General features: G+C 73.0%; 18 protein-coding genes. 8 read left to right on the top strand and 10 right to left on the bottom strand.

Going from position 1 to position 15,634, the window contains the following annotated elements; translation table 11 throughout:
• Positions 1 to 46: 46 nt before the first annotated feature.
• Positions 47 to 1,174 (top strand): LysR family transcriptional regulator, encoded by a 1,128-nt coding sequence (locus ACQPY0_RS10475; RefSeq protein ID WP_432987323.1) that lies wholly within the window; start codon positions 47 to 49, stop codon positions 1,172 to 1,174.
• Between the two features lie 68 nt (positions 1,175 to 1,242).
• On the opposite strand, the gene ACQPY0_RS10470 is transcribed toward ACQPY0_RS10475, so the two are convergent.
• The 3 genes from ACQPY0_RS10470 to ACQPY0_RS10460 are packed head-to-tail and all read right to left on the bottom strand — an operon-like array spanning position 1,243 to position 3,358.
• Positions 1,243 to 2,061: a DUF1028 domain-containing protein gene (locus ACQPY0_RS10470; protein ID WP_432987321.1), complete on the bottom strand. Its 819-nt coding sequence runs from the start codon at positions 2,059 to 2,061 to the stop codon at positions 1,243 to 1,245.
• A 29-nt stretch (positions 2,062 to 2,090) separates the two neighbouring features.
• Positions 2,091 to 2,636 (bottom strand): hypothetical protein, encoded by a 546-nt coding sequence (locus ACQPY0_RS10465; protein ID WP_432987319.1) that lies wholly within the window; start codon positions 2,634 to 2,636, stop codon positions 2,091 to 2,093.
• A complete protein-coding gene (locus ACQPY0_RS10460) occupies positions 2,633 to 3,358 on the bottom strand; it encodes a TetR/AcrR family transcriptional regulator (RefSeq protein WP_432987317.1) in 726 nt (241 codons plus the stop codon). Before ACQPY0_RS10460 ends, ACQPY0_RS10465 begins: the two co-directional genes overlap by 4 nt.
• Before the next feature lie 49 nt (positions 3,359 to 3,407).
• Here ACQPY0_RS10460 and ACQPY0_RS10455 point away from each other — a divergent pair, with 49 nt between their 5' ends.
• Both ACQPY0_RS10455 and ACQPY0_RS10450 read left to right on the top strand, forming a co-directional pair.
• Entirely contained in the window at positions 3,408 to 4,874 is a 1,467-nt protein-coding gene (locus tag ACQPY0_RS10455) for an MFS transporter (protein ID WP_432987315.1), read from the top strand.
• Positions 4,875 to 5,121: 247 nt separating this feature from the next.
• The gene (locus tag ACQPY0_RS10450) at positions 5,122 to 5,424 is read left to right on the top strand and encodes a hypothetical protein (protein WP_432987313.1); all 303 of its coding nucleotides are present in this window, start codon (positions 5,122 to 5,124) and stop codon (positions 5,422 to 5,424) included.
• Between the two features lie 747 nt (positions 5,425 to 6,171).
• On the opposite strand, the gene ACQPY0_RS10445 is transcribed toward ACQPY0_RS10450, so the two are convergent.
• Positions 6,172 to 7,449 carry an RNA-guided endonuclease InsQ/TnpB family protein gene (locus tag ACQPY0_RS10445; protein WP_432987311.1) on the bottom strand — a complete coding sequence of 426 codons (1,278 nt, stop codon included), beginning with the start codon at positions 7,447 to 7,449 and terminating at the stop codon, positions 6,172 to 6,174.
• 155 nt (positions 7,450 to 7,604) lie between these two features.
• Between ACQPY0_RS10445 and ACQPY0_RS10440 the strand changes: the two genes are divergently transcribed.
• From ACQPY0_RS10440 to ACQPY0_RS10430, 3 genes are all read left to right on the top strand, one after another.
• Positions 7,605 to 8,078 (top strand): phage holin family protein, encoded by a 474-nt coding sequence (locus ACQPY0_RS10440; protein WP_432987309.1) that lies wholly within the window; start codon positions 7,605 to 7,607, stop codon positions 8,076 to 8,078.
• Positions 8,075 to 8,464 (top strand): DUF3618 domain-containing protein, encoded by a 390-nt coding sequence (locus tag ACQPY0_RS10435; protein WP_432987307.1) that lies wholly within the window; start codon positions 8,075 to 8,077, stop codon positions 8,462 to 8,464. The genes ACQPY0_RS10440 and ACQPY0_RS10435 overlap by 4 nt, the downstream gene beginning before the upstream one ends.
• A 109-nt stretch (positions 8,465 to 8,573) precedes the next feature.
• Positions 8,574 to 8,822: a DUF4235 domain-containing protein gene (locus ACQPY0_RS10430; RefSeq protein WP_432995158.1), complete on the top strand. Its 249-nt coding sequence runs from the start codon at positions 8,574 to 8,576 to the stop codon at positions 8,820 to 8,822.
• Between the two features lie 207 nt (positions 8,823 to 9,029).
• On the opposite strand, the gene xylB is transcribed toward ACQPY0_RS10430, so the two are convergent.
• The 3 genes from xylB to ACQPY0_RS10415 form a co-directional block, all read right to left on the bottom strand.
• A complete protein-coding gene (gene xylB / locus ACQPY0_RS10425; RefSeq protein WP_432987305.1) occupies positions 9,030 to 10,424 on the bottom strand; it encodes a xylulokinase in 1,395 nt (464 codons plus the stop codon).
• Positions 10,421 to 11,581 (bottom strand): xylose isomerase, encoded by a 1,161-nt coding sequence (gene xylA, locus ACQPY0_RS10420; RefSeq protein ID WP_432987303.1) that lies wholly within the window; start codon positions 11,579 to 11,581, stop codon positions 10,421 to 10,423. Before xylA ends, xylB begins: the two co-directional genes overlap by 4 nt.
• Positions 11,582 to 11,672: 91 nt before the next feature.
• The gene (locus ACQPY0_RS10415; RefSeq protein ID WP_432987301.1) at positions 11,673 to 12,914 is read right to left on the bottom strand and encodes an ROK family protein; all 1,242 of its coding nucleotides are present in this window, start codon (positions 12,912 to 12,914) and stop codon (positions 11,673 to 11,675) included.
• Between the two features lie 100 nt (positions 12,915 to 13,014).
• Here ACQPY0_RS10415 and ACQPY0_RS10410 point away from each other — a divergent pair, with 100 nt between their 5' ends.
• Both ACQPY0_RS10410 and ACQPY0_RS10405 read left to right on the top strand, forming a co-directional pair.
• Entirely contained in the window at positions 13,015 to 13,470 is a 456-nt protein-coding gene (locus ACQPY0_RS10410; RefSeq protein ID WP_223102116.1) for an RrF2 family transcriptional regulator, read from the top strand.
• Positions 13,471 to 13,516: 46 nt separating this feature from the next.
• On the top strand, positions 13,517 to 13,741 hold the full coding sequence (locus tag ACQPY0_RS10405) for a hypothetical protein (RefSeq protein ID WP_432987299.1): 225 nt from the start codon (positions 13,517 to 13,519) through the stop codon (positions 13,739 to 13,741).
• Positions 13,742 to 13,743: 2 nt separating this feature from the next.
• Here the strand turns inward: ACQPY0_RS10405 and ACQPY0_RS10400 are convergent, their stop codons facing one another.
• Genes ACQPY0_RS10400 through ACQPY0_RS10390 form a run of 3 tightly spaced genes read right to left on the bottom strand, consistent with a single transcriptional unit; the run spans position 13,744 to position 15,627 of the window.
• Complete coding sequence (locus ACQPY0_RS10400; protein ID WP_432987297.1) at positions 13,744 to 14,238, bottom strand: NADPH-dependent FMN reductase; 495 nt, start codon at positions 14,236 to 14,238, stop codon at positions 13,744 to 13,746.
• A 59-nt stretch (positions 14,239 to 14,297) separates the two neighbouring features.
• Positions 14,298 to 14,753 carry an RrF2 family transcriptional regulator gene (locus ACQPY0_RS10395; RefSeq protein ID WP_432987295.1) on the bottom strand — a complete coding sequence of 152 codons (456 nt, stop codon included), beginning with the start codon at positions 14,751 to 14,753 and terminating at the stop codon, positions 14,298 to 14,300.
• 4 nt (positions 14,754 to 14,757) lie between these two features.
• The gene (locus ACQPY0_RS10390) at positions 14,758 to 15,627 is read right to left on the bottom strand and encodes an acyl-CoA thioesterase (RefSeq protein ID WP_432995156.1); all 870 of its coding nucleotides are present in this window, start codon (positions 15,625 to 15,627) and stop codon (positions 14,758 to 14,760) included.
• Positions 15,628 to 15,634: the final 7 nt, after the last annotated feature.

Below are 15,634 nucleotides of genomic sequence, written 5' to 3'. Positions count from 1 at the left end.
CGCACATTTTCGCACAGGTTGTTCGGTGCTGTCGTACGGTTGGCGGATGCTGGATCCGTGGCGCCTGAAGCTCCTGGCCGACCTGGCGTCCCTGGGCACCGTGCGGGCGGTGGCACAATCGGCGCACCTGAGCCCGTCGACGGTTTCGCAGCAGTTGTCGGTCCTGGAGCGCGAGTCGGGCGCCCGCCTGTTCGAGCGCGCGGGCCGCCGCCTGCGCCTGACCGAGGCCGGCGAGACCCTGGCCCGCCACGCCCGCGTGATCCTCGACCAGATGGACACCGCCCGCGCCGAGATCGCCGGCGACACCGCCCCCACGCCCACGGGCCGCCTGACGATCGGCGCCTTCACGAGCGCGGCGAACACCTTCGTCCTGGCGGCGGTGCAACACCTGCACACCCAGGCCCCCCGCCTGCGGGTGGACATCCAGGAGCTGGACCCGACGGAGACCCTCCCAGCCCTACGCCGAGGCGCCTGCGACGTGGCAGTGACCGCGGACCTGTTCGACAGCACAGCGCCGGCCCCGGTCGACGCCGAGATCCTCCACACTCCCCTGGCGACCGACCACGTGGTCCTGGTGACGCCGGCCCCACCCACCCCACTGCCCCTCGCCGCCCCACCGCACCTTGGCACCCCGCCGCGCGCCGCCCAGCCGCCCGCCGGGCCCGGCTCCCACACGCCCCCCGTCGGCGCGCCGCCGGCCCCTCGCCCCGGGACCGCCCGCGCTCGCGGCGCCTGCAAGCCGGCCGCGCCGGCGGCGGCGAGCACCGCAGCCACGCGGGCCGCAGCAGGCGGTGCAGCGGCTCCTCGGGCAGCGGCGGACGACGCCGCCCCCGTGGATCTGGCCGACTACGCCGAGGCCCGTTGGTCGGCGGAGCGCCCCGGCAGCTGGACCCACGACCTCATCACCTGGGCCTGCCGCCGCGCCGGATTCGAGCCGGACGTCACCGGCCTCTTCGCCTCATACGGCCCGCTGCTGGCGCACGTCGAGGCCGGCCTCTCGGTCACGCTGCTGCCCGAGCTGGCCGTCGACCCGCGCTACCGGGTCACGGCGCGGCCGCTGCGCGAGCCTGTCAAGCGACAGATCACCGCGGCCGTGCGCGCGTCAGCCGCTCAACGTCCGTCGATCGCCGCCGTGCTCGCCGCCCTCGAGGCCACCGCGGCGGCGTCCAGATAGCACCATGCCCGGCGGAGCGATGCCGGTTTCCCCTTACGCTACAACACCCCGCCAAATTCTCATGATCGTCATGACCCACGGTGAGCGCCCCGCAACCGCTCCAGGACCAGCGGGTCGATCGCCCCCTCGACCAGGCGCTCCTCCAGGTTCTCCACGCCCGCCCACGCGTCCAGCGACGCGTAGCCGAGCACGGCCAGGCGGTCGCGCACCTCCGTGGCCAGGTCGCCCGCAAGCGGCAGCAGCGTCGCGGGGTCGGGCTTGCCGAAGTACAGGTCCCAGAGTTCCACCAGGCCGCCCAAGCGTGCCACCGGGTCCGGGTCGTCGTCCACGCGCAGGTCGACCTCGACGTCGCTCATCCCGCCGTACCCGGCCCCGCGCCGCACCGTGAACAGGGCCGCGCTCTGCCGGCCGCGGCGATCGCCACCGGCGGCGTCGCCGGCGGCCAGAGCGACCCGCAGCCGGCGGGGCAGCGGCAGGCCGGCGCCGGCGAGCCAGGCACGCTCCATCTCGGCGACGACCTCGGGGCCGGTCAGAATGTTGCCCTGGATCGCGTACCCGTCCCCGGCCACCCCGCCGGCCCAGTCGAAGCACTCCTCGCCCGTGAACGTCGCGCCCGGGCCCGACGGCCCGACGACTCCCAGCTGGCGGCCGGCCCGGCCGGAGTCGGCCGCGGTCAGGCCCGCGATGACGTGCGCGGCCGAGGCTCCGGTCCGCAGCATGGCGAGGCCCTGGACGCGATACGCCAGGTTCGCGAACGCCTGCGTCGCCAGCGCGCCGACGCCGGCCTCGGCGGCCGGGACCGCCGCCCCGACGGCGAGGAACTTGCTGGCCACGGCGACGCCGAGGGACTGCCCGTCGGTCGAGCGCCCGACGATCGAGAACGTCATTGGGACACCGTACGGAAAAGCAACAAGGATCACTCGGCCGGCGGCTGGGAGAGGCACACGAACGGGCCGCGGACACCCGCACTGAAGCGCTCCGCGGCGCGCAGCGCGATCTCGACCCGGCGCTGGGGCAGCATCCGGGACTGGGCGGTCGCGAACAACGCCCCGAGCGCGATCTCGTCGCCGACCCCGACCGCCGCGTAGCCGTCCGCCGCCTCGGCGACCTGGTAGTCGTCGTGGACCGTGAACAGGCGCCCCTTCACCCCGACCAGGAACGTGCCGCCCTCCTCGCGTTCGCTGTCGCGCCGGGCCCAGCCGCCGGTCTTGAGACACTCGCGCACCGCGTCGATGAACTTGGTGGCCATGAAGCGCTCGATGTCGCCGACGGGCTTCGGGGGCTTCAGGGAGTACCGGATGAGCTGCCCCATGCGGAACGACGTGGTGAAGCCGAAGAGGTATCCGTTGTTGTGGAACACCTTCTGGTCAGCGCGGACCGTGAGGCTCCAGCCGGACGCGCCGGCGCTGTCGCCGCCGATGTAGACGGTGCCCCGGTGGACCAGGCCGACGATCGCGGTCACGCGGCGCCCCCCGCGGGCGCGGCGTGGCGGGCGAGGCCGTCGACCATGATGTCGATGGCGAACGCGAAGCGCTCGTCGCCGCTGCCCTGGATCATCGTGGGCGCCACGGCGACGAGGTTGGGGAACTCGTCGGCGGGCAGGGCGGCGAAGTAGTCGTGGACCTGGGCGAGATAGGGCGCGGCGTCGGCCTCCGTGCGCCGCCCGAGGTCGGCGTGGATGGCCTGCTCCACCGCGTCGGCGATGATGACCATCGCCATCTGGTCCATCGCCCAGGCGGCGATCCGGTCGGGGATCCCGGCCCCGCGCAGCAGCCCGAGCAGCGCCTCGGTGTAGCGCAGCGAGTTGGGCCCGACCGGGATGCTCGCCCGGGCGACCTTGGCCAGGTCGCGGTGCGAGCAGAACACCTCGCGGCTGGCGTAGCAGCTGCGCTTGACCTCGCCGACCCAGTCCGCCGCGCCGCCGTCGGGCAGCGGGATCTCCCCGACGACCCGGTCGAGCAACTGCTCGAGCAGCTCGTCCTTGTTGGCGAAGTACGCATACAGCGACGCCGCCCCCGTCCCGAGCTCCTGCGCCACCCGCCGCATGCTCAGCGCGTCGAGCCCGTCCCGGTCGACCAGGCGCAGCGCGGTGGACAGCACCGCCTCCGCGCTGAGGGGCTGGCGGTCGGCGGGCGTCTTTCTCGGCGCCCGCCACGGTGGGGCGGGAATGGCGGCGGCAGGCACCCGGCTATCGTACTTGACACGAACGGCGTTCGTAAGTAGAACGATGTTCGTGACCTACGAACACCGTTCGAACCAGCCGTACCGCTGGAAATGGGCCGTCCTCGCCGTCGTCCTGGCCGCCGAGATCATGGACCTGCTCGACGCCACGATCATCGCCATCGCCGGCCCCGCCGTCCGCGCCGACCTGGGCGGGGGAACCGCATTCCTGCAGTGGCTGGCCGCCGGCTACACCCTCGCCTTCGCTGTGGGCCTCGTCACGGGCGGCCGCCTCGGCGACATCTTCGGCCGCCGCCGCATGTTCCTGCTCGGGGCGGCCGGCTTCACGCTCATGTCCCTGGCCTGCGCACTCGCCCCGGGCCCGGCCTGGCTGGTGGCGTTCCGCGTCCTGCAGGGCCTCTTCGGCGCGGTGCTGATCCCCCAGGGCCTGGGCCTGATCAAGGCCGCCTTCCCGCCCGACAAGCTCGGCGCGGCCTTCGGCGCCTTCGGCCCGGTGATGGGCCTGTCGGCGGTCTGCGGCCCGATCCTGGCCGGCGTCCTGGTCGATGCGGATCTCTTCGGTACCGGCTGGCGCATGATCTTCCTCGTCAACCTCCCCGTCGGCGTGGCGGCCCTGGCCGGCGCGGTCCTGGTCCTGCCCCGGGCGGCCGAGCGCGACCGCACCCTGCGCCTGGACCTGCCCGGCACGGCGCTGCTGGGCACGGCGCTGCTGCTGCTCGTGTACCCGCTGGTGCAGGGCCGCGAGCTGGGCTGGCCGTGGTGGTGCTGGGCCGCGATGACCGCCTCGCTGCCCGCCTTCCTGCTGTTCCAGCGCTACGAGCGCCGCCGGGTGCGCGCCGGTGCCACGCCCCTGGTCGAGCCGTCCCTGCTGGCCAAGCGGCGCTTCAACGCCGGGCTCCTGGTCGGCCTGATCTTCTTCGCCGGGCTCATGGGGCTGACGCTCATCATCAGCGTGTACCTCCAGTTGGGCCTCGGCTTCAGCCCCCTGCGCGCCGGCCTCACCCAGTCGCCGTGGGCCTTCGGCACCGCCCTGGGCGCGGTCGCCGCCCAGCCGCTGAGCGCGCGCTTCGGCGGCCGGAAGGTCCTCGTCGGCGGCACGGCGGTCGGCGCCCTCGGCGTGGCCGCGCTGCTGGTCACCCTGGCGGCGACCGGCGGCCCGGCGTCGCCGTGGCCCCTGCTGCCGGCGCTGCTGGTCCTGGGCGTCGGGATGGGCGCCTCGATGGCACCGTACTTCGACATCGTCCTCGCCGCCGTCGACGAGCACGAGGTCGGCACCGCCTCGGGCACACTGACCGCCGCCCAGCAGGTCGGCGGCGCGATCGGCGTGGCGATCCTGGGCACGGCCTTCTTCTCCTGGCTGGGCCAAGGCGACTTCACCGGGTCGCTGCAGCGGGTCCTGTGGCTGGAGCTGGCGCTCCTGACCCTGGCGGGAGCACTGTGTTTCCTGCTGCCACCCCGCGCCCGCGAGGAGCCGGCCCCGGAGCAGGCCCACGACGCGGAACCCGCACCCGCCACCTGACCGGCCCCGCGCCGCTTCGAGTCCGACAAGCCGGTCACCCCGCCGTGCCCACCGCCGACGACCACGCCGACGTGTGGGTAACCCCACGGACGGGTTACCGTCGCCACGCCGAGTGCCCAGAGCCGGTTTCACCCCTGGCTCGACGCGCTGCCCGCACCGCCTCGCCCGGCGCGCACCCGCCGCCTGACCCGCCCCGCGCCGCACGTCCGGCCTCCTACTGGACATCGCGCCGACGCGAGATCCAGGCGTGAGCGAGCAATGGGTCGTAGTGGTGACCGACGCTGAGGCGGTGCGTACGGCGCTGCACCCGCTGTACGGCGACGCGCTCACGGTGGTGCGCAGCCAATGGCATCAGGAACTGCTCGACGAGATCGCAAACGTCCTGGCAGCCACCACCGACGTGTGCTCTCTGGGCACCGGGCGGACGCCGGACCACCAGGTCACCGTCAAAGCGAGCGTGCTGCACCTGCCGTCAAGGCCAGCCGCCCGGCTCGCACGCTACCCCAAGAACGCGATCTCCCTCACCGCCGTCGTCGTACCGGCGGATTAGGGCAGCACTGGGGGTGTTGCTAACGACATACGAACAAGGGATCAAAAAGTTGATCCAGGCCCCCGAGGCACCTTCGCGGGGCAATGATCAGCCCCGTCTCGGTCGGTCGTCGTTCTCGGCCGTGATGCGGGCGGAGGTTTCCTCCCCGACCTGCACGTAGATGCCGAGGGTGCCGGTGGCGGGACTTGGCCGGCAGCTCGGCCGCGCGAACGGCCTGGTCGGCCCAGCCCGCCGCCACACCGTCCGCTCCGACGCCTTCGGCGACCAAGGCCATCTGTTCCCGCGACAACGGGCCCGCTGAGCTCCGCCAGCCGGCGCAACGCCGCATCGGGCAGCGCGCGCTGCCCGCCGTCTACCAACAGCTCCGCCTCCGTCGATCGTGCTCAATCGCCACCAACCTATCGCCACCAGCCTACGGGACCACCGCATCTGCTGACAGATCCACGGCCGTTCCCGCTGACAACGACATGGCCGCCTGCTGACAACGATGCGGTCGCTCCCACCGCCCGCCGGCCGACCCGCACATCTCCACATAGCAGGCGTTTCGACATGTCGGGCGATTCGCCGCCAAACCACCCGACATATCGGATTTTCCGCCTGTCAGGGCATAAATCCGTTATGTCGCGGCGCGGCAGCACCCGACATAACGGTCCGTGATGCGTAAAACCGAGGAAGCCGGGCAAAGTTCACCGCAGAGCGGCGCCACGAAGACACAACGGGTTAGCCCCGGCTTCGGCTGGGCATCAATTACTTAGAGGGTGTTGGGCTGCTTGCTGCTTGTGTGCTAGCGAGAGGAGAAGCCTTGACCATCCTCCCCGTCCTAAGGACAGGGATTCCCTGGGTCGCCCCCGGGGGTTCCTGCTTCACCGACGACCGCCCCGTCCGAGAGGACTCTCGTTGAGGTCTTACACCGCCTCCACAGGCAATCACGGAGAGCCCCTCCGCGAGGATGTTGCGGGCCGCGTTGACGTCACGGTCGTGGACGGTGCCGCATCGGCACGTCCACGACCGCACGTGCAGCGGCATCCGCTCAGCGAGCGCACCACACGCCGAACACAGCTTCGACGACGGGAACCAGCGGTCCACCACGACCAGGTTCCGGCCGTACCAGTCAGCCTTGTACTCCAGCATGGTGCGAAACTGCCGCCAGGCCGCGTCGCTGACAGCGCGGGCCAAGTGGTGGTTTTTGACCATGTTGCGCACGGTCAGGTCCTCGATCACGATCGTTTGGTTCTCACGAACGAGCCGAGTGCTCAGCTTGTGCAGGTGGTCACGGCGGCGGTCGGCGATCCGGGCGTGGACATGGGCCACCTTGCGGCGGGCCTTAGCCCGGTTCGCCGAGCCCCGCTCCTTCCTGGCAAGGCTCCGTTGGGCGCGGGCGAGCGCGGCCCGGTCGCGGCGCTCATGCTTCGGGTTGGTGATCTTCTCCCCGGTGGACAGAGCGAGCAGGCTGTCCAGGCCCGCGTCGGTCCCGACCGCGCCCGTGGCCGGGACCGGCTCGATCACGTCGTCGCAGAGCAGGGACACGAACCAGCGGCCCGCGGCGTCCCGCGACACGGTCACCGTGGACGCCGAAGCACCCTCGGGCAGCGGCCGGGACCACACGATGTCCAAGGGTTCGGTCATCTTCGCCAGGGTGAGCCGGCCGTCGCGGTAGCGGAACGCGCTGGTGGTGTACTCCGCCGACCGGCGGGACTTCTTCCGGCTCTTGAACGTCGGGTACCCTGCCCGCTTGGCCCAGAAGTTAGTGAACGCGACCTGGAGGTGGCGCAGCGTCTGCTGCAACGGCACGGAGGAGACCTCGTTGAGGAACGCCAACTCCTCGGTCCGCTTCCAGCCGGTCAGCAGGGCCGACGTGGCGTTGTAGTTGACCCGTTCCTGGCGCAGCGTCCACGCCTCGGTCCGGGCCTGCAACGCCATGTTGTAGACCAGCCGGACACACCCGAACGTGCGGGCAAGCTCGGAAGCCTGCCCGGGACTCGGATAGAAGCGGTACTTGAACGCCCGCTTCACAGCCCTGGCCATCGCTCAGACGATAGCGGTTCAGCTAGTGAATCTTGCGGTGACACGCGGGGAGACGCCTGTCCGCCTCGGCGGCGGATCGGCTTCCCCTGCCCTGCTCCGCAGGGGTTCCGTTTCCTCTCCGGCCTGAAGGCCGGAGTATCCACGGAAGGAATCCGATGACGTCAACCCTGAACAACCGCCCGGCCGTCACGCCGCGCGTCCAGAACCCGATCACAAGACCGGCGCCCGAGACGGCCGACCGATCCACGGCCGAGCTCGTCAAGCTCGCTGCCGAGCAGCTCTCCACGCTGGTCCGCGACGAGTTGAAGCTCGCCCAGATCGAGCTGACGCAGAAGGGCAAGCGGGCCGGCGTCGGCGTCGGGATGTTCGGCGGGGCGGGCGTCGTCGCCCTGTACGGCGTCGGGGCCCTGCTCGCCGCGCTCATCATCGGGCTCGCCGCGGTCATCCCGGCCTGGCTCGCCGCGCTCATCGTCGGCGTCGCGCTGTTCGTGGTCGCCGGCGTGCTCGCGCTGCTGGGCCGCAGCCAGGTCAAGCGGGCCGTGCCGGCGATGCCGCAGGAAACCGTCGCCGGCGTGCGGGCCGACATCGACACGATCACCGCCTCGGTCAAGCACGGAGGTCATCGATGACCTCGACCGAGTCCTCGTACAGCCACAACGGCCACAGCCGGACCGCCGACCCGGACGCGATCAGGGCGGAGATCGCCCGCACCCGGGCCGGCCTCGGCGAGACCGTCGAGGCGCTCGCGGCCAAGGCCGACGTGAAGGCCCGCGCCCAGGAGGCGGTCCACTCGTCGGTGGAGGCGGCGAAGCTGCGCATGCGCGAGGGGGTCGAGCAGGTGGCGGTCAACGCCGCGTACGCCGGGCGCGAGCTGCGCACCCATCCTCGCCAGAGCCTGCGGGCCGGGCTGCGCCGCATGGTCGACTCGGCGCGGGAACGCCCCGCACCCTGGGTCGTGGGCTCGGCGATGCTGGTCCTGATGGCCCTCATCGGCTATCGCAACCGGCGCGACTAGGACAGGGCACGAAACAGACAGACCCGAAATAAGGCATAAATCCGATAAGTCGCGGTGCGGAGCGCCCGACTTGTCGCGGCGAACCACAGGAGCGGTCGTGAACAAGCTGATGTACAAGCCGTTCAGCGTCGCGTTCGGCGTCGCCGGCGGCATCGCGGCCGGCTTCGTGTTCAAGCAGATCTGGAAGCGGCTGTCCGGCGAGGAGGAGGCGCCCGAGGCGACCTCCCGGGAGTATGGCTGGGGCGAGGTCATCGCCGCCGCCGCGCTGCAGGGCGCCGTTTTCGCGGCCGTCCGGGCGGCGATCGACCGGGGCGGTGCGGCCGGGGTGCGCCGGCTCACCGGGAACTGGCCCGACTGACCAGGAATCAGGGACGAGGGCCTTCCGCCGGCGCGGGAGGCCCTTTCTCCCGATCCGCTCCCGGACGGGACCCGGCCGGCGCAACCGGACGGGCGGAGAGTCGGTGCTGCGCCAGACGTGATGGAGCACCGGCACCGCACGAGGGAGCGGCCCGGTGCGAGGAGATCCGGCGCCGGGTCGTTGGCGGACGACCCGGCGCCGGACCCACTACGTGAGCAGCGCCCGCGCCCGGTCGCGCACGTCGGCGTACACCTTGCGGACCCCCGCTGCGGGCGCGGCCGTCGCCTCGGCCGCGGACACCGGCCACGCCGGCGCCTCCGCCGTGCCCCGCAGGGCCCACGCCGCCTGCCGCGCGGCGCCCAGCGCCACGTACTCCCCCGGCTCCGGCACGCTCACCGGCACCCCGAGCAGCCCGGGCGCGATCGCCCGGACCGCCGGCGACGCCGCCGCGCCGCCGATGAGCAGCACCCGCTCGACCGGTACGCCGAGCGACCGGACCGCGTCGAGGCCGTCCGCGAGCCCGCACAGCATGCCCTCGTACGCGGCCCGGGCCAGGTTCGCCGGGGACGCGTTGCCGCGCGTGAGCCCGTTGAGCAGGCCGCGGGCGTCGGGCAGGTTGGGGGTACGCTCGCCGTCGAGGTAGGGCAGCAGGGTCAGTCCCCCGGCGCCCGGCTCGGCCGACAGCGCCAGGTCGTCCAGAGTGGACAGTGCCACGCCGAGCAGCCCGGCCGCCGCCGTGAGCACCCGGGCCGCGTTGAGCGTCGCCACCAGCGGCAGGTGGCGGCCGCTCGCGTCGGCGAAGCCGGCCACGGCGCCGCTCGGGTCGGCGACCGGCGCCTCGCTGACCCCGAACACGGTGCCGGACGTGCCGAGCGACACCACGAGGTCGCCGGGGCGCAGGCCGAGGCCGAGCGCCGCGGCCATGTTGTCGCCGGTGCCGGGGGCGAGCAGCGCGCCGGACGCGGTCTCGCCGACGACCTGCGCCGGCCCGGCGACCCGGGGCAGCGCGAGGTCGCGGCCGAACGCCATCCGGACCAGATCGGGGCGGTACTGCCCGGTCGCCGGCGACCAGTATCCGGTCCCGGACGCGTCGCCCCGGTCCGTGGTCGGTCCGCCGCCGCGGTCCGCGCGCAGCAGGTGCGTGATCCAGTCGTGCGGCAGGACCACCGCGGCCGCTCGGGCCGCGACCTCCGGCTCGTGCCGGGCGACCCAGCGCAGCTTGGTGACGGTGAAGCTCGCGACCGGCACCAGCCCGACGGCCTCGGCCCAGCCGGCCGCTGCGCCGGGCAGCTCGGCGATGAGGTCCTCGGCCGCGCCGGCGGAGCGGGTGTCGTTCCACAGCAGCGCGTCGCGCACGACCTCGCCGGCCTCATCCAGCAGTACCATCCCGTGCTGCTGGCCCCCGACGCCGATCGCGGCCACGCCGTCGAGCAGGCCGCCCGCCGTCGCCTCCTGGAAGGCGCGCCACCAGTGCCCGGGCGCGACCTCGGTCCCGTCGGGATGCCCGGCGCGGCCCTCCCGCACGACCGCACCGGTGTCCGCGTCGCAGACCAGCACCTTGGTCGACTGGGTGGAGGTGTCCACCCCGGCGACGAGCGTCATGAACGGACCCCGAGCAGGTGCTCCATCGCGAGCTGGTCGAGCGCCTCGAAGGCGCCCCCGCGCGCGGCGAGCTTGTCGACGTCGAACTCCTCCTCGCGCAGCGACTCGATGGTCTCGCCCGCGGCCAGGGTCGGCTGGGACAGCTCGTCGACGCGCGCCGCCGCCAGGGCCGCCCGCACGTCCGGGTCGGCGCGGAACGTGCGGACCCGCTCACGCAGGATGAGGTAGTTGCGCATGCAGGCGCGGGCGGTCTCCCACACCCCGTCGTAGTCCTCGGTGCGCGGCGGCTTGTAGTCGAAGTGGCGGAAGCCGGTGTAGCCGCCGGTCTCCAGCACGTCGACGGTCCAGAACGCGCCGCGCAGGTTGCCCGCGCCGAAGCGCAGGTCCTGGTCGAAGCGCGGCCCGTGCTGGCCGTTGAGGTCGATGTGGAACAGCTTGCCGTGCCACAGGGCCTGGGCGATGCCGTGCGCGAAGTTCAGCCCGGCCATCTCCTCGTGGCCGACCTCGGGGTTGAGCCCGACCCGGTCGGGCTCGTCGAGCGTCGCGATGAGCGCGAGCGCGTGGCCGATGGTGGGCAGCAGGATGTCGCCGCGGGGCTCGTTCGGCTTGGGCTCGAGGGCGAAGCGGATGTCGTACCCCTGATTGCGCACGTACTCGCAGAGCAGGTTGAGGCCCTCGCGGTAGCGGTCGAGCGCCGCGGCCACGTCCTTGGCGGCCCCGGACTCGGCGCCCTCGCGGCCGCCCCACAGCACGTAGGTCTCGGCGCCGAGCTCGGCGGCCAGGTCGATGTTGCGCAGGACCTTCTTGATCGCGAAGCGCCGTACCGCGCGGTCGTTGGAGGTGAAGCCGCCGTCCTTGAAGATCGGGTGGCTGAAGAGGTTCGTGGTCACCATCTCCACGCGTATGCCGGTCTCGGCCAGCGCGTCCTTGAAGCGCCCGATGAGCTTGTCCCGGGTCGCGTCGTCGCTGCCGAACGGGAACAGGTCGTCGTCGTGGAACGTGACCGCGGCGGCGCCGAGGTCGGACAGGCGGTGCACGGCCTCGACCGAGTCCAGCGGGGCACGGGTGGGGCCGCCGAACACGTCCTGGGCCTGCCAGCCGACGGTCCACAGCCCGAAGGAGAACTTGTCTTCGCGGCGGGGCTGGTAATCGTTCATGGGCACCTCTTCGCGGCGGGGTGTTGGCGGATGTGGGGCCCAGGTTACGCCGACCGCAGGGGTTTGTTCAAGATAAGAACTAACCCCGGGCTCAGGCCCGGAAGACCACCCGGTAGTACGTCTCGGAGTGCTGCAGCGCCAGCAGTACCGCCCCGCGGACCTCGGCGTCCGGCCCCAGCTTCGACGCGCGGATCTCGACCCCGCGCAGCGCCGGCGCGAGCGTGTGCCGGGCCGCGGCCGCGCGCAGCGGGCCGAGCAGCGGGTCCCCGATGGCGGCCAGGCCGCCGCCGACGACGACGAGCGCCGGGTTGTACGCGTTGATGAGCCACGACGCGGCCAGCCCGAGGTGCTCCCCGGCCTCGGCGATGACCCGCCCGGCGACCGCGTCCCCGTCCCGGGCCGCCGCGGCCACGTCCCGGGCGTCGAAGTTGTCGATCCCCGCCAGCCTCGTCGGTTCCCCCGCCTCGACGGCCCGGCGCGCGGCCCGCACGATCGCCGGCCCGGACGCGACGGTCTCCAGGCACCCGACCTTGCCGCAGTTGCACGGCTCGGCCAGCCCCGGCACCGCGTTGTGCCCGATCTCGCCGGCGGTGCCGCCGACGCCGTGGAAGACCCGCCCGTCGGAGAGCACGCCCGCCGACAGGCCGGTCCCGGCGTACAGCAGCGCGAGGTCCCCGGCCCGCTCCCCGGCGCCCTCGAGGTTCTCGGCGACGGCGGCGGCCTGACCGGCGTTGTGGACGTACACCGGAGCGCCGTCGAGCTCGGCCGCCAGCACGTCGCGGACCGGCACGTCCCGCCAGCCGAGGTTCGGCGCGAGCAGGCACACGCCGGCGTGGAAGTCGGTGAGCCCGGGCAGCACCGCCCCGACGGCGGCGATCTTCGCCCCCGGCAGCCCGGCACCGGCGATCGCGTCCTTGGCCTCCGCCGCGACCCGCCTCAGCACGGCCGCCGGCTCCCGGTCGCCCGCGCCGGTCGGGGTCGCAAGCTCCCGCCGGACGATCTCCTCGCCGGCGGCGTCGCCGATCGCGACGGTCGTGCGCCGCGCGCCGATGTGCACACCGACCACGAGCTGGGAGCGGGCGTTGAACTCCAGCAGGATCGGCGGCCGCCCGCCGCTGACCGCGGTCGAGCCGGGCCCGATCTCGCGCACGAGCCCGTCGGCGATGAGCTCGTCGACGATCGCGGAGACCGTCGGCTTGGCCAGCGTCGTGGAGCGGGCGATGCTGGCGCGTGAGACCGGCCCGCCCTCCTTGACCAGGGCCAGCACCAGCGAACGGTTGACCTCCCGCATCACGTTGTGGTCGGCGCCGCGGCGGGGCTCTTCTGGTCGCATAATCCGACAACGCTACCCCGGCGATCTCCCGCGAACGGGCACCCTACATTGTTATCGGACAAACCTTCCTCACCAGCCCGGCCGGAAAGGCAGTCTTTCGATGCACATCTCGGCGCGCGGGGACTACGCGGTACGCGCCTCCCTGGGGCTCGCGGCGGCCTACCCGGCGGTGGTTTCGGCCGCCGGACTCGCCGACGAACAGGACATGCCCAGAAAGTTTCTCGAGGCCGTCCTGGGCGACCTGCGCCGCGCGGGCCTGGTCCGCGGCCAGCGCGGCGTCGACGGCGGCTACGTCCTGACCCGGCAGCCCTCCGAGATCATGGTCGGCGACGTCCTGCGCGCGGTGGACGGCCCGCTGGCGGAGGTGCGGGGCGTGCGCCCGGAGGAGGCCATGTACTCCGGCACCGCCGAACACCTCCAGCAGCTGTGGGTGGCGGTCCGGGCGGCGGTGCGCAACGTCCTGGACGAGGTGAGCCTGGCCGACGTGGTCCGCGGCCGCATGCCGGCCCACGTCCGCCGGCTGACCACGCCCCCGGCCGCCTGGCAGCCGAGATAACCCCGATTCGCGCCACGACGGGCCCGGGCGGACCTACGCTCGGGTTATGTCGAAAGCGCACGACCCGTATCTGCAGGCCGCCGAGGGCTTCCTGCACAGCATCCGCGCCGAGCTGGACATGGCCGACGACCTGGAGATGGACCGGACGCTGCGGGTGACGCAGACCTACGCGCTGGTCAGCATCGCCCGCTCCCTCAATGTGCTCAGCGACCACGCCGCCCCCGAGGAGTCCCTCTCGCTCGTGAGCGCCGCGGCCGCGCAGCACAACTGACGCTAGACGCCGGCGGCGAAGGAGCCGGCGATCCGCGTGACGTATCCGGCGACGGCGGTGCCCGCGTCGGCCAGCTCCGGCTCGGCGAGCGCCAGGCCCGGCTCGACGGGCGTGGCGCCGAGCTCGCCGAGCAGCTCCCGCAGGTGCCGCGTGGCCGCGTCGGCCTGGGGCTGCACGCCCGCGGTGACCACGCTGACGGCCGCGATGCCCCGCAGAGCGTCCGCCGGGAGCTGATCCAGCAGCACCTTGAGCACGCCGGTGTAGCTGCCCTTGTACGTCGGCGTCGCCACCACCAGCAGGCTCGCCCGCCGCAGCGTCGCGAGCGCCTCCGCGACCGCCTCGTCGCCGGACTGCAGCAGGCGCGCGCCGAGCTCCGCCACGTCGACGGTCAGCGGTGCCGGCCGGCCGAGCCGGGCGGCGAGCGCGCCCCCGACCGCCTCGGCGAGGTGCAACGTCCGCGAGTCGGGCCGCGGGTTCCCAGACACGACAACAATCACGGCCCGATGCTATCTCCTATTTATCCGATAGAAAATAGCGACTTGGAGTCCCGGCGCGTCTACACCCAGGCCCGCGGATCGGCGACCAGGTCGCGGACCCGCTCGGGCAGCTCGCCCGTCACGACGTCCTCGATCGTGACCGTCTCCAGGATCAGCCGCTCGTTGGCGCGCAGCGCGATCCAGACGTCCTGCAGCGCCTGCGCGGCACCGTGGTAGCCCAGCTCCTCCGGGCGCTGGCCTCGCACATTGGCCAGCGGGCCGTCGATGACGCGGATGACCTCGGCCAGGGAGATGTCGCCGGCCGGACGGGCCAGGCGGTAGCCGCCCTCGGGGCCGCGCTGGGCCACGACGACGCCGCCGCGGCGCAACTGGAGCAGGATGCTCTCCAGGAACTTCGGCGGAATCTGCTGGGCGGTCGCCAGGCGATCCGCGGTTACCAGTTTGGCGTCGGCGGAGCTGGCCGCCAGCTCCGCCACCGCGCGCAGCGCGTAGTCAACTCGGGCCGAAAGGCGCATATGCTCATCCTCCCACGCGCCGCAACAGACCCTCCTGCACGGCCGTGGCGATGTGGCGGCCGTCCAGCGTGAACATCCGCCCCGTGGCCAGGCCCCGGGCACCGGAGGCCGACGGGCTGGAGCTGTCGTAGAGGAACCACTCGTCGGCGCGGAACGGGCGGTGGAACCACATCGCGTGGTCGAGGCTCGCGCCGACGAAGCCGCCCGGGCCCCACACGGCGCCGTGCGTGGACAGCACCGAGTCGAGCAGGGTCAGGTCCGAGGCGAACGTGAGCACGCACGTGTGCAGGACCGGGTCGTCGGGCAGCTTGCCGGCCAGGCGCATCCAGACGCGCTGGCGGGACTCGGCCGGCCGGTCGCCGGCGGGGACCCAGCCGGGCTCGCCGACGTAACGCACGTCGATCGGCTTCGGCACGAGGGACCAGATGCCGGAGCGCTCCTCGTACTTCGCCAGGCGCTCCATCATCGTCGGCACCTCGTCCGGCGGGGGCACGTCGGCCGGGGCCGGCTCCGCGTGGTCCAGGCCCTCCTCCGGGCGGTGGAAGGAGGCGGACATGAAGAAGATCACCTCGCCGTGCTGCTCCGCGACCGAGCGGCGCACCGAGAAGGAGCGGCCGTCGCGGATGTTCTCCACGGTGTACGTGATGGGCACGTCCGGATCGCCCGGGCGCACGAAGTAGCCGTGCAGCGAGTGGACGCGGCGCTCGCGGTCCACCGTACGGCCGGCGGCGACCAGGGCCTGGCCCGCCACCTGGCCGCCGAAAACGCGCTGGGGGCCGTCCGGCGGGCTCATGCCCAGGAACCGGTCGTCCCCCAGCGCTTCCAGGTCCAGGAGCCGGACGAGCTCGTCCACCGCGTCCTGTCCGCCAGCCAGTTCGCTC

Origin of the sequence: Dactylosporangium sp. CA-233914 (assembly GCF_050942935.1) — a bacterium.
Lineage (GTDB): Bacteria > Actinomycetota > Actinomycetes > Mycobacteriales > Micromonosporaceae > Dactylosporangium.
The sequence above is the reverse complement of the archived record's forward strand: the minus strand, read 5'-3'. Positions and strand labels throughout refer to the sequence as shown.